Annotated in this window: 10 protein-coding genes and 1 pseudogene; 3 read left to right on the top strand and 8 right to left on the bottom strand. The window is 63.8% G+C overall.

Going from position 1 to position 12,899, the window contains the following annotated elements; translation table 11 throughout:
• Positions 1-60: 60 nt before the first annotated feature.
• A pseudogene (locus tag G4O04_09640) lies at positions 61-153 on the bottom strand (VapC toxin family PIN domain ribonuclease).
• A 59-nt stretch (positions 154-212) separates the two neighbouring features.
• On the opposite strand from G4O04_09640, the gene G4O04_09635 reads away from it, so the two are divergent.
• The gene (locus tag G4O04_09635; GenBank protein ID HEY58776.1) at positions 213-389 is read left to right on the top strand and encodes a hypothetical protein; all 177 of its coding nucleotides are present in this window, start codon (positions 213-215) and stop codon (positions 387-389) included.
• A 121-nt stretch (positions 390-510) separates the two neighbouring features.
• Here G4O04_09635 and G4O04_09630 read toward each other — a convergent pair whose 3' ends face one another.
• Together G4O04_09630 and polX are read right to left on the bottom strand one after the other, a co-directional pair.
• On the bottom strand, positions 511-627 hold the full coding sequence (locus G4O04_09630) for a type II toxin-antitoxin system Phd/YefM family antitoxin (GenBank protein HEY58775.1): 117 nt from the start codon (positions 625-627) through the stop codon (positions 511-513).
• A gap of 77 nt (positions 628-704) precedes the next feature.
• The gene (gene polX, locus G4O04_09625; GenBank protein ID HEY58774.1) at positions 705-2,465 is read right to left on the bottom strand and encodes a DNA polymerase/3'-5' exonuclease PolX; all 1,761 of its coding nucleotides are present in this window, start codon (positions 2,463-2,465) and stop codon (positions 705-707) included.
• A 54-nt stretch (positions 2,466-2,519) separates the two neighbouring features.
• Between polX and G4O04_09620 the strand changes: the two genes are divergently transcribed.
• Together G4O04_09620 and G4O04_09615 are read left to right on the top strand one after the other, a co-directional pair.
• A complete protein-coding gene (locus G4O04_09620) occupies positions 2,520-4,166 on the top strand; it encodes a GAF domain-containing protein (protein HEY58773.1) in 1,647 nt (548 codons plus the stop codon).
• Complete coding sequence (locus G4O04_09615) at positions 4,163-5,005, top strand: response regulator transcription factor (protein HEY58772.1); 843 nt, start codon at positions 4,163-4,165, stop codon at positions 5,003-5,005. Before G4O04_09620 ends, G4O04_09615 begins: the two co-directional genes overlap by 4 nt.
• Here G4O04_09615 and G4O04_09610 read toward each other — a convergent pair.
• From G4O04_09610 to G4O04_09590, 5 genes are all read right to left on the bottom strand, one after another.
• Complete coding sequence (locus tag G4O04_09610; GenBank protein ID HEY58771.1) at positions 4,997-5,929, bottom strand: DMT family transporter; 933 nt, start codon at positions 5,927-5,929, stop codon at positions 4,997-4,999. The genes G4O04_09615 and G4O04_09610 overlap by 9 nt on opposite strands.
• A 12-nt stretch (positions 5,930-5,941) precedes the next feature.
• On the bottom strand, positions 5,942-7,621 hold the full coding sequence (locus tag G4O04_09605; GenBank protein ID HEY58770.1) for a pyridoxal-phosphate dependent enzyme: 1,680 nt from the start codon (positions 7,619-7,621) through the stop codon (positions 5,942-5,944).
• Between the two features lie 90 nt (positions 7,622-7,711).
• Positions 7,712-11,038: a GAF domain-containing protein gene (locus tag G4O04_09600; GenBank protein ID HEY58769.1), complete on the bottom strand. Its 3,327-nt coding sequence runs from the start codon at positions 11,036-11,038 to the stop codon at positions 7,712-7,714.
• Between the two features lie 67 nt (positions 11,039-11,105).
• A complete protein-coding gene (locus G4O04_09595) occupies positions 11,106-11,900 on the bottom strand; it encodes a hypothetical protein (GenBank protein HEY58768.1) in 795 nt (264 codons plus the stop codon).
• A partial coding sequence (locus G4O04_09590) for a GAF domain-containing protein (protein HEY58767.1) occupies positions 11,887-12,899 on the bottom strand: 1,013 nt, incomplete at its 5' end. The genes G4O04_09590 and G4O04_09595, both read right to left, overlap by 14 nt.

Raw genomic sequence — 12,899 nt, 5'->3', positions numbered from 1 at the left:
GGCCTGCATGGCATGGAACAGACGCTGGTGGGCGGTGATAAAAGGCGCGCCCATCGCCTCGGCCAGCGCCAGATAGGCGGCATCGTAGGCCGACCGTCCGAAGCGCCGGGCAAGTTTCAGGGTGCGAGATAGGGGAACGGCGTGCAGAACGATCCCCAGCCCTTCAAAGGTGGTCAGGATTTCCAACGCGGTGTTCGGGTGGATACGTTCCCGTGCACGCCTTGCACAAGGGCGCTGATGATTTTGTAAGCCAGCAGGGTGGGGGCGTGCAGTTCTTCCTCCCCCAAGGCGTGAGCGCGGAGGAGCGCCAGGACGGTCGGGTGGTCTTCTTCATCGGGAAAGAAAGCCTGTGGCAAGACACCGGCGTCGATGATTTTCATCGCCGTTGATCCAGGTCAGCGCGAGAGGCCCGGAGCAGATCGTCCACGAGCGGCCCTTGACCCCGCAGCCGTTCGTTCAGGGCCGGCAGTTGTTCGTAGGCCTGAAGACGGCGTAGGCGGTTGTATTCGGTTAACTCATCATCACGGCTTCGGGTTTCCTATGCCGGGTGATGACGACGGGTTGGGTTTGGGCCTTGCGCAACAGACGGGAAAAGGATTTTTTGGCTTTGGCCACAGCGTATCGCATGAGACACGTCAACTGGTCTTTTTGTCTGAGCAGATTGTAGAACTTTTGTTGGACCTGTCAACCCGTTTTTTTACCAGTCACTCAGATTTGCCAGAGGGTTGGGCGCGTTGGGGTTTGGGGGTGCGCAGCCAGGCCAGCAGGCGTTCGGGCGGCCAGGTGTTGAGGATGGCCCCGGCGGTGGCCCAGCCCCGGCGGGCGGTGAGCACGCCGTAGCGTCGGTAGGCGAAGTCGGCGGGACGATGGGCGTCGGTGTTCAGGCTCAGCAGCACGCCGTGGGCTAAAGCGCGGCGGATGTGTTCGGCTTTGAGGTCCAGGCGGTGGGGGTTGGCGTTGATCTCCAGGGCCACGCCATGGGCGGCGGCCGCGGCGAAGATGCGCTCCATATCCAGGTCGGCCGGGGGGCGGTGGGGGAGCAGGCGGCCTGTGGGGTGGCCGATGATGTCCACATGGGGGTTGGCGATGGCGGCCAGCAGGCGTTGGGTGATTTTCTTGGCGGTCTGACGCAAGTGGGTGTGCAGGGAGGCGATGACAATGTCCAGTTCGGCCAGCACCTCGTCGGGGTAGTCCAGGGCTCCGTCGGGGGCGATTTCCACCTCGGCGCCCTGCAGCAAGAGGATGCGGTCGCCCAGTTCGGCCTGAACCTGGGCGATTTCCTCGCGCTGGCGGCGCAGGTCCTCGGGCGTGAGGCCCCCGGCCACGCTGAGGCTTTGCGAGTGGTCGGTAATGGCCAGCACGCGCAGGCCGCGCTCGAGGGCGGCTAAGGCCATCTCGCGGATGGAAAAGCGGCCATCGCTCCAGGTGCTGTGGCTGTGGAGGTCGGCGAGGAGGTCTTCGCTGCGCAATAGCGTGGGCAGGCGGCCCTGGGCGGCGGCCTCGATTTCGCCCCGGCCCTGGCGCAGTTCGGGAGGGATGAAGGGGAGGCCGACGCGGGCGTAGAGGTCGGCCTCGGTGTCGGCAGGCAGGGTTTTGCCCTGGGCGTCGCGCCAGCCCTGGGGTGTGAGGGTGAGGCCGCGTTCGGCCCCGTATTGGGCCAGGCCCTGGCGGTGGCCGGCGCTGCCGGTAGCGTAGAGCCACTGGGCGGCAAAGGCTTCGGGGGCACAAAAGCGCAGGTGCACCGGCAGGCCCTGCCAGCGCGCCCGCACTTCTTCGCTGCTGTGGGTGAAGGTTTCCCAGGTGGGCAGGTCTTCCAGCAGGCGGCGCACGGCTTGGGGGTTGGGGGTGGCAACGAGGAGGTCGAGGTCGCCCACCGTTTCAACGCCACGGCGCAGGCTGCCGCTCCATTCGGCGCGCACCACGGCCAGGTGATCCCGAAGGCGGTGCAGAAGGGCCTCGGCGGCGGGAAGGGCTTCGCCCAGGAGCAGGCGGTCTTCGTGCTCCCGCCAGGTTTGCACCGCCTGGAGGATCCTGGCCTCGGTGCGGGCGCTGAAGCCCTTGAGAGTTTGCACCTGTCCCTGGGCGGCGGCCCGTTCCAGGGAGTTCAGATCAGTGACCCTCAGTTCCAGCCACAGGCGACGCACCCGCTTGGGACCCAGCCCCGGCAAACGGGTCAGGTCCACCAGCCCCGGAGGGACTTCCTCTTCCAGGCGGGCGAGAAAGTCCAGATGGCCGGTGCGCAGGAATTCGTCGATCTTTTTGGCAATGGCCATGCCGATGTCGGGGAGATCGGTCAGGCGGCCCTGTTCCCAGAGGTAGCGGATGGTCTCGGGCTCGGTGTTGGCCAGGCGCTCGGCCGCGCGGCGGTAGGCGTTGATTTTGAAGCCGTCTTCGCCCTGGAGTTCCAGGAGCAGGGCAATGCGGCGGAAGAGGGAAGGCAGGCGGTAGATAAGGTAGGTTTCCATGGCAAAAATTATAGCACGGGGCAACAGGAACGGCAGAAAGGGTATAATGGAATTATGAGCGGTGGAGCGCGCTGGCGTCGCGAGGTGTTTCGGGAGGCCTGCCGTCTGAGTGGGGCCTCATGGGCCGCGTGGATGGCTCAACAAGAGGGACGATGGGCGGTACGCCAGACGGTGGGGTTGGCCCCGCGCCAGCGGCGGGCGTTGAGCGCATGGCTGACCCAGGACGAAGCGTCGCGTTGGGTAGGCGAGGGAGTGCGTCTGGGCCGTTTGCGGTGGTGGCATGGGGAGGGTGCCCCCTTAGGAGACGGCCAGGTGGTGTTGGTGCCAGTGACCTCGCGTCGGGAGGCGTTTTTGGTCAGCGGCCCGCCCGCGATGGAGACCCGAGTGTGGCGTTGGCTGGCGCGTCTGTGGGAGGCCGCCCCCGAAGCGGCACCGCCCCTCGCCGGGGGCGACGCCCATAGCGGCCTCTTGGCCCGCTGGCAGGTGATGTGGGAGACCACGCTGGACATCACCGCGAACCTGGATATGCAAACGGTGCTGCAGCACACCGTGCAGCGAGTGAAGCAGATTTTGGGGGTGCGCGGGGCGGAAATCGGGCTGGTGGAGCGCGAAGCAGGCATGGTGCGGATCGTGGCTTCGGCTTCACCGTGGCGGGATTACACCGGAATTACCTTTCCTTTGGGGGAAGGGGTGGCGGGCTGGACGGCTGCCACAGGAGAGGCGATTCGGGTGGCCGATTTCAACCGCTGGGAGCACCGGAAAGAGGCCGCCTTTGAGGCCCCCTTCCGCTCGGTGCTTAGCGTGCCTTTGCAGTATCAGGGCGAGATTTTGGGGGTTCTGACGGCGTACGAGGACCGCGAGGGAGTGTTCACCGAGGAGGATATGCGCTTTTTGCAGATGCTGGCCCTCCCGGTGGCGGTGGCGTTGCGCAATGCCCGCCTGTACGAAGCGCTGCGCCAGGCGTTGGCCGACCTGAAGGCCTCGCGCCAGCGGTTGATCCAGGCGGCCAAATTGGCCACCATGGGGCGGCTGATGGCCGTCATCGCCCACGAGGTCAACAACCCCTTGCAGGCCGTGCTGACCAGTCTGCATCTGGCGCGGCGGTCGGGCCTGCCCCAGGAGCAACGGGAGGAATACCTGAACCTGGCCGAGAAAGAACTGCACCGGTTGCGGGAGACGGTGCGCCGGATGCTGGCCTACTACCGCCCCGAAGAGGTGGAGCGCCGCCCGGTGGCCCTTTCGCAGGTGGTGGATCGGGTCCTGGAGCTGGTGGAAGGACAGTGCCGTCGGCAAAGGGTGCTGGTCCGGCGTCAGGTACCCGAGGGTTTGCCCCTGGTTTTGGGGAACGCTGGCCAGTTGCAGCAGGTGGTGCTCAATCTGGTTATCAATGCGCTGGAGGCCATGCCCGGAGGCGGGGTGTTGACTGTGCGGGGCTGGACAGAAGAAGGAAAAGTGGTTTTGGAAATCCGGGATACGGGGCCCGGCGTGCCCGCCGAAGTGCGGGAACGTTTGTTCGAGCCCTTTGTGAGCACCAAGGCCAACGGCACCGGGTTGGGGTTGGCAGTGAGTTATGGTATCGTGACCGCTCATGCCGGCACGCTGACCTATTGCGCCACGGAGGATCAGGATGGCGCGTGTTTCCGCATCGTATTACCTGTTTTGACCGCAGACGATGGGTTTTGGGAGGAGACGAGATCATGAAAGGGCGCTTGTTGGTGGTGGACGACGAGCCGGCGATGCGGCGCACTTTGCGCGATTTGCTTCGCCTGGAGGGGTATGAGGTGCGCACGGCTCAGGACGGCCAGGAAGCGCTGCACATCCTGGCGGAGGAGAAGTTTGACCTCATGATTCTGGACCTACGGATGCCGGGCCTGAGCGGTACCGAGGTGCTGCGCCAGTTGAGCACCATGGGCGTCGATGTGGGGGTCATTGTGTTGACCGGACATGGCTCGATGGAATCGGCCATCGAAGCCCTGCGGCAACGGGCTTACGATTATCTGCTCAAGCCCATCTCTCCCGAAGCGTTGTTGGAAAGCGTGGCGCGGGGCGTGGTTCGGGTGCGCAGGGAACGCCGCCAACGGGCCCTCTACGAGCAGTTGGAGCGCATGTTGACCCAGATGCTGCAAATCGAAGAGATGGGGCAGGGCAAAGGCAAGTCGGATTTCGTGCCTACCGTGGTGGAATTGCCCAACGGCGTCGTCCTGGATTTAGGGCGTCGGCGGCTGCGCTACCAAGGGCGGGACATTCACCTTGCCCCCTCGGAGTCGCGTTTGTTGCAGGTGTTGTTGATGCATCGTGGGGAGGTGATGTCGCATCAGGCGTTGGTGGATGCGGTGCACGGCTATCAGGTGAACGAGTGGGAGGCGCCGGAAATCATGCGGCCCATCGTCAGTCGCCTGCGTCGCAAACTGGCCGACCTGCCTAAGGGCCGGCAATGGATCGTCAATGTGCGCGGGGTGGGGTATATGCTGGATTGGGAGATGGTAATGGGGGAGGAGCAGGCGAGGGGAGAGGCGGATGAGACGCCTGAATCACCATAGATCGGGGGGAACGCCCGGCGGGCGAATCCAGGCGAGCCAGCCCCCTCGGGGGCGGCGAGGTGCGGAAGCGCGGTCCAGGCCCTTGAGCAACAGGCTGAGCATTAGTAGCCCGGCGCCGACCCATTGCCAGGTGCTGAGGCGTTCGTCCAGCCACCAGTGGGCTAGCCCCACGGTGACCAGGATTTCGAAAAGTCCCAACAGCGCGGTCTGCACGCTGCCGATGCGCTTGACGCCCATGAACAGGGTGAGCCGGGAGAGGGAAGTCACCAGCGCTAGCCCCAGCACGCCGCGGGCCACGGCGGGGGTAAGAGGCACAGGGGGCGCTCCGGCGATAAGATAGGCCGAAACCACCACCGCGCTCATGGCGCTCAGCGTGTAGAGGGTGACTGTGGGCGCGGGAATATCGTAAAGTACCCGCTGGTTGATGGGGATATGGAAGGCGTAGAGGGCTGCGGCCACCAGCATCATACCGATGCCCAGCCAGTCGGGATGGGCGCTTCCGGTGCGGGTGAGCAGATACACCGCGGGAATCGCCAGGACGATGCGCAACCAGGTCAGAGGCGTGGGGGGCGTGTGATCCAGCCAGGAGAGCAAGGCGACAAAGATGGGGTACAGGGAGTACAGCAGTTGTCCTAAGGAGGCGTCAATGCGCCCCAGGGCGCCGTAATAGAACAGGGAGCCTACGCCGTTGAGGAACCCCGCCAGCAAACATCCGGCCAGGCCTAAAGGATAGATGGCCAGCAGGTTGCGGTGGCGCCAGAAGATCAGGGCCAGGAGGAGTAGGGTGGCGATCAGCGTGCGCCAGGCGACCACGCCCAACGGCGGAGCCCCAGCCTGGATGGCTTGCTTGCCAAACACGGGCGCCAGCCCCAGAAAGACGGCGGAACTCAGCGCGGCGGCGCTCCCGGCCATGGTTTTGCGCATCGTTGACCATCCCTATCCTAACAGGGCGCGGATTTCCTCCATAAACTCGTCGCTGAGGAATTCCCCTTTTTGCATCAGGCGCTCGATCTGCCCGCGTAAGCGTTGCTGTTCTTCAGGGGTAAGCGCTTTGGCCGTGACCACGATGACGGGGATGCCTGCTGTGTTGGGGTTGTTCTTCAGCGCCTCCAGGACGGCGAAGCCATCCATCTCGGGCATCATCAGGTCGAGAATGAGAAGGTCAGGGCGCTCGGTGAGGGCTTTTTCCAGGCCTTCGAAGCCGTTGGCCGCCTCGATCACTTCGTATTCGCCCAGCCCCTGGAGCACCCGCCGGAGCAGCAGGCGGGCTGGTGGATGATCGTCCACCACCAGCACTTTGGGGTAGTGGCGGTCGGAAAGGTGGCTGAGGGCGGCCAGCAGGCCCTCGGTGGGCGGCGGGGCTGCAGAAGGCGTTTTTTCGGGGCGCAACACCACATGCTTGGCCCAGCGTTCGCCCAGGATGTGAGACTCCACGGGCAGGGTATGTCCGGTGGCATTGACCACTACGATCTCCTCGGGGCAGATGATCTCCTGCCGCACCAATTTTGTCAGCCCGGCAAAGGCCACCCCGGCGGCCGGCTCCACCGAGAGGCCTTCCATTTTGGCCAGGTTGTGCATGGCGCGAAAGGCCTCTTCGTCGCTCACCGCCTCGATGACCCCGCCGTGTTCCCGCAGGGCGTGGAACAGCAGGGTGTAGGTGCGGCCGGGGTCCCCGGTGGCTAAGGTGACAATGTTGGTTTGAGGCACAAGCGTTGGCTCGGCGACCTCCTTGCCCTGGCGCCATGCCTGCGCCATGGGGGCGCAGCCTTCGCTTTGGATTAGAGCCATCTTGGGGATGTGATCTACCAGCCCCATGCGATGGAGTTCCTGAAAGGCTTTGTACATGCCCAGCGGCCCCAGCCCCCCGGAGACGGCCTGGACATACCAGTGGGGGGCGCGCCAGGGGGCGCGGCCATCCTCCGGAGGACCGTACCGGGCGGTGATTTGTTCCACCATTTCAAAGGCTAAGGTTTTCATGGACTCCACGGTGGGGATGGAGCGCGAGCCTTTGTCCAGATAGAGGCCCCGCAGGCGGGCGAACTCAGCGGCTACCTGTTTGGTACGGTCGTAGGAGCCGGTCACTTTGACCACCTGCGCCCCGTAAATGGCCACTTCGCGCATCTTTTCTGCCGGCACGGTACTGGAGAGGAAAGCCCAGAGTTTGATACCGGCACGGGCGGCGTAGGCCGCGTAAGCGATGGCCACATTACCCGTGGAGGCGACCACCATTTCGGTCAGGCCGCTCTCTTTGAGGGCGGCGATGGTCACGGCGGCCTGGCGGTCCTTGAACGAGGAGGTGGGCCCCTGGCGCTCGTCCTTGATGTACAAGTGAGGCAGGCCCAGCATCATGCTCAAGTTCGGGGCGCTCAAGAGGGGGGTACCCCCTTCGCCCATGGAGATTTCGGGGGTGGCGCTGCTCACAGGAAGCAATTCGGCATAGCGCCACAAATTGAAAGGACGTGAGCGGAGGACCTGAGGCCAGATTTGGGCCACGGCCTTGTAGTCGTATTGGGCTTCCCGCCATTCGCTGCCACAGCGAGGGCAGGCGGGGTTGAGGGGGCTGTAGGGGCTGATATCGCCGCAGTCCAGACAACGGGCCATAATGTGCAGTGACATGGATGGAGTTCTCCTTATCGACAAGGGTGGTTCGAGCGGCATGAAAAGCGCCCCGGCCTCACATGCGCGGGCGGGGCGCGGGGAGGTCGGTCAGACCGATGGACTGGTTCTGGCCGCCCAGCGTTTCAGGTGACTCTCCAGGGTGGTCATCAAGGTTTCGATGGGCCGGGCGTGCTCGCGGGCCAGGTTTTGCAGTGTGCGTTGGAGTTGTTCTTTTTCGTGGAGGCTCATCTCGTCGGGCAGGTAAGTCACCAGCGGGAGGTTGCGATAGGCCTCCTGGCTGCGGAGCGCTTTGAGGAAGTCCAGTCGATCCTGCATCGCGCCGGCGGCCAGATCCAACACGACCATCTCGGGGGAGGCTGTCTCCAGGCCGGCCAGGGCCTCTTCACCGGAGGCGTGGGCCCGGACCTCCCACCCGGCCGTTTCCAGCAATTTGACCAGCAAGTCCTGTTCTTCGTTTTCGGGGCTGACCACCAGCGCCCGGCGTTGAGCGGGTTCGGGGAGGAGGCGTTCCAGGGCGCGGTAAAGGTCGTCGCGGTAGATGGGCTTGGTGAGGAAGACCGTAGGTCCCAAAGTGTACCCATGGGCTTCGTCGGTCAGGGTGAAGAGCAGGAAGGGCAGGGCTTTCACCTCCGGGTCCTGGCTGAAGGCCAGCACGATGTCCCATCCGTCGGGGCCGATGGCGGCGGGGTCCAGCAGCAGGGCGATGGGGTTGACCTCGCGGGCGCGGGCCACGCTCTGACGGGGATCGACCGAGGGCACGATGCGGTAGCCCACGGGCGTGAGGTGCCGTTGCAGGTGGTGGATGGCCTCCGGCTGGGCCACGGCCAGTGCGATGCGTTCGGCCTCGGTGGCCTCATCCTGGGGACGGATGATGGGGATGGTGAAGTAGAAGGTGGAGCCTTTGCCCATCTCGCTTTCCACCCAGATGCGCCCCCCGTGCAGTTCCACCAGACTGTGGGAGATGTAGAGGCCCAGGCCTGTGCCGCCCACGGCCCGGGTGAGGGAGTCGTCCACCTGGGAGAAGGGCTTGAAGAGTTTCTGCATGTCTTCCGGGGCGATGCCGGGGCCGGTATCCTCGACGCCCACCAGGATTTCTTCCAGACCGCTGTCCGGATCCACCTGACGGCGCACAAAGACCCGGATGTGCCCCTCTTCGGTGAACTTGGCCGCGTTGGAGACCAGGTTGAGCAGCACCTGGCGCACGCGGGTGGGGTCGGCGCGCACGGTGGGAAGGTCCGGCTCCACTTCCTGGATGAGTTGGATGGGTTTGTCCTTGACCAGTCCCACGGCAGTGGACATGACCCCTTGGACGATGTCGGCCATGGCGACTTCCTGGAAGTTGAGTTGCATCTTCCCGGCTTCGATCTTGGAGATGTCCAGGATGTCGTTGATCAACCCCAGGAGGTGCTGACCGGCGTTGTAAATGGCGGTCAGGTCCTGGCGTTGCAGGTCGGTAATGGGGCCGTCGATGCCTTTGAGGATGACCTTAGAGAAGCCGATGATGGAGTTCAACGGCGTGCGCAGTTCGTGGCTCATGTTGGCCAGGAACTGGCTCTTGAGTTGGTCGGCGCGGCGCAGTTCCTCAAGGGCGCGCTGGCTGAGTTCGTAAGCCCGCGCGTTTTCCACCGCCACGGCCAACTGGTCGGCCAGGATTTGCAGCACTTGGACATCGTCTTCGGTGAAGGCGTTGACCTCGGTGGATTGCACATCCAGCACGCCGATGATGCGGTCGCCTACCTTGAGGGGCAGGCCCAACTCGGCGCGGGTGTCGGGGAGCAAGGGGTTGGGCCGGTGGATGTCGCTTTGGAGTACATCGTTGATCACCACGGGCTGGCCCTGGTCGGCCGTCTGACCGACCACCGAGCGGGAGCCCACGCGCAGGCGGTGGCCGCGTCGTTTCATTTCCGCCCCCGCCTCGCCCGTGGATTCGCGGACCACGGCGTATTCGCCGGTTTCGTCCAGCAGGAACACCGAGGCGTGGTAGAAGCCGAAGCGGTCGCGGATGAGGTTCACGGCCCGGGCGAGCAATTCGTCCAGGGATTGCAGCGAGGAGGTGTCGCGGGCGATTTCGGCCGCGGTCTGCAACTCCTGGGCGCGCCGCTGGGCCTCCTCGAACAGGCGCCGGTTTTCCAGGGCCAGGGCCAGTTGGGAGACGGCGGCGTTGAGGATCACCCAGGTTTCGTCGTCCAGGTAATGTTCCTGTTGGACATCGTACAGGTCAACGACGCCGATGGGCACATTTTCGTGGAGCAGAATGGGCACGGCCAGGGCAGTTTTGGCGTCCCCGTTGCCTGAGGGCAGGACCACCGGGCGTTGCTCCTCCAGGGCCCTTCGGGCCTCGGGGCGCAAATCATGTGGGTCCGTGGGGCGGAGGGTATCGGTGTTGAGGATGTACTGGAAGGCCTGCGGACGCACTCCGCTCCAGCGGCGTTGTTCTTCCTGCCGGAACAGTTCCTGCAGCCGCTCCACTTCTTCCTGGAGTTGGGCGAAGCGTTGGGCGTTTTGGAGCGCGATGGCCAGTTGGTTGGCCACCACTTCCAGCACCTGGATGTCTTCTTCTCTAAAGGTGGCCACGTGGTCGCTTTGCACGGTCATGGCCCCCAGTATCGCCTCGCCCACCATCAGCGGGAGGGCCATTTCGGAGTGGGTTTCGGGAAGGTAGGGGTTGGCGAAGCGCACGGCGTCCTCGCCCACATCCTGGGCGATGCGGGCCTGGCGGTGGAGGATGCTCCAGCCGATCATGGAGTTCTCGTCCACCGCCAGTTTGTACCCATCCTGCATCATGCGGCGGCCCGCCTCGCCGCTGCCGGCGCGCAGCACGGCCCAGTGGCCGAATTCGTCCAGCAGGAAAATGCCCACATAATATAGCCCCAATTCCCGACGGATGAGTTCCACGCTCTCGCGGAGCAGGCTTTCCAGATCGGTGTAGGTGGTGATCAGTTGGGCCACCTTAGAAGCCAGCGCCAGCCGCTGTTGTTGTGCTTCCAGGGTGCGAATGGCGGCCCGGCGCAGTTCTTCTTGCTCGCGTAGAATGGCCGCGCGGGCTTCTTGCTGGAAGGCCAGCAGGCTGAGCGTTTCCCAGGTGACCATGCGCTCGATCAGGGAGATGGCCTGTTCGGGGGGGAGGCGTTCGGCCAGGATGCCGCGCTGGGCGTCGGCCATCTGGGGCAGGGTCTGCTCCGTGATGCCCTGGTGATACAACCAGCGTCCGTGCTCCTTGGCTTTCTCGGGCACGGGATTCTGGAGAAAGTCCAGCAGCCGTTGGAGGCTTTCGCGGGCCACCTGAGGAATGCGGCGGGGATGGAGCACGGCCCGCTGTTGGAACAGCAGGCGCTGCAGGGTTTGCCGCGCGGCTTCCTCCATGGCGCTCACGAGGCTTTCGGGCAAGAAGGGGGAAAGTGGACGATCCGTCATGGGCTATCCGCCTTTGGCTAACATTTGGTGGGGCGAGGGGTACATGCACTTCGGGCCGAGGCGCGGGTCATTTGATCAGATAGGCACCGTACCCGCCGCCGCTTTTCTCCACCAGAGCGCGGTCGCGGTCGCTGAACAGGGAGGGGTCGAAGTCGTGCCATTCCAGCAGGGACACGAAACCCCCGTCGGGTTTCCAGGGCTGGATGAGTTCCCGGTACTGCTCCAGGGTGCGGATGTACAACGGGGAGCCCATCTCACGGTATGTCTTCAGCAATTTTTGCTGGATGGGGTCGTTGGGGTCGAGTTCCACATCGGCCAGTTGGGCGTTGAAGGCCAGCACGGCCTTAGGCCCGCTCCATTCGTAAAGGTATTGGAAGGCATGGCGCAGGTCCTCATCGGGGAGGAAACTGGACACACCCCATAAAACCAGGCCCACATCCCGCCGGTCGCCGATGAGTTTCTGCACCTCGGGGTTTTCCAGTATGTCCTCCGGCCGGCGGGCGTCGGCCTGGAAAATGTGGGCGTTGGGGACGTCCTGGAGGATTTCGCGGCCGTATTCCACGACCAGGGGGTCTTTGTCGGAGTAGATCACGACGACTTCGGGGGGCACCACCTCATGGATGTGATCCTGGGTGGGCAGGCCGGAGGCGAAGTCGATGATGACCTCCATGCCCCGGCTGAGCAGTTCCCGGACGACATCTTGCAGGCACCAGCGTTGCAGCCGGGCCACCAGGGGCATGCTGGGAAAGTTCGAGGTGAACCGCTCGGCCACCTGGCGGTCGGCTTCGAAATTGTGGTGGCCGCCGAGCAGGTAGTCGTAAATGCGGCCAGCGTTGGGTTTCATGCGGTCATCCACGCTCATCGGTTTCCTCCTCTTCTGTAGAGTTTTGGGAAAGGGCGTTCTGGGGGCGCCACGAGCCTAACAAGTGGACCTGGGCGTGGGAAACGCCCACGGCCTGAGCCAGCATGCGGGCAGCGGTTTGTAGGGCGTCGGCAGTTCGCGGGGCTTTGAGGAGCTCGGCGGCGATTTCACGCACTGTGCGCTCGACCTCGGCGCCGCGGCGGGAGCGCTCCAGCAAAATCAGGTTTTCCAAGGCAACTGAAGCTTGAGCGATGGCTCCTTGTAGGTAATGTAGGTCCTCCTCAGAAAACTCCCGCCGTTTTTCGTAGATGGGGTTAATGTAGCCGATCCACCGACCGCCCACCACCAAGGGGAAGAACGCTGTGCTCTGGGCCTGAAAACGCTCGCTGTACAATCGGCGTGTTTGTTCATCCAGACGAGGGTCGGTGGCTACATCATAAATAATGAAAGGTTCGTTTGGAGTGAGCAACTTGGCCGTGGGGAATTGACGCAAGGGGTACCGTGGTGCCAAACGTTCCATAGGAAGTCGTGTCCACCGTGCTGCTACGATGCTCCATTCGGGGATATCTTCAGGTTCATTCCATGGCCGATTGAAGAAGTTGAGGGAGATGTTTAGGGCGCCCTCACCGAGGGGTGTTTGGGTGCGCAGCACCTCTAACACCTCGGTGTAGGATCGCGCTTGACTTAATGCACGTCCGATTTGATAGAGCCGTTCGGCCTCGGCCAGCGCTTCTTGGGCTTGTTGATACAAGCGGGCGTTTTCCAGGGCTACGGCTACCTCCTGCGCCATGGATTGGAGCAAGGCAATCTCACCAGGGCGTGGATAATAGACCTCCTTGCGGAACAGACAAATGGTGCCCAGGGTGCGTCCGCCGTAACGTAAAGGAATGCCTATATACGCACGAAAGCCCATCTCTCTCAAGAAGGGGACAAAGGGCTCGTTGCTTTGGGTAAGGTCTTGGAGAATATAAGGTGCATTGCGAGAGTAGGTATGCCCAC

This window comes from Anaerolineae bacterium, from assembly GCA_011176535.1.
In the GTDB taxonomy this organism is placed as follows: domain Bacteria; phylum Chloroflexota; class Anaerolineae; order Anaerolineales; family DRMV01; genus DUEP01.
The sequence above is the reverse complement of the archived record's forward strand: the minus strand, read 5'-3'. Positions and strand labels throughout refer to the sequence as shown.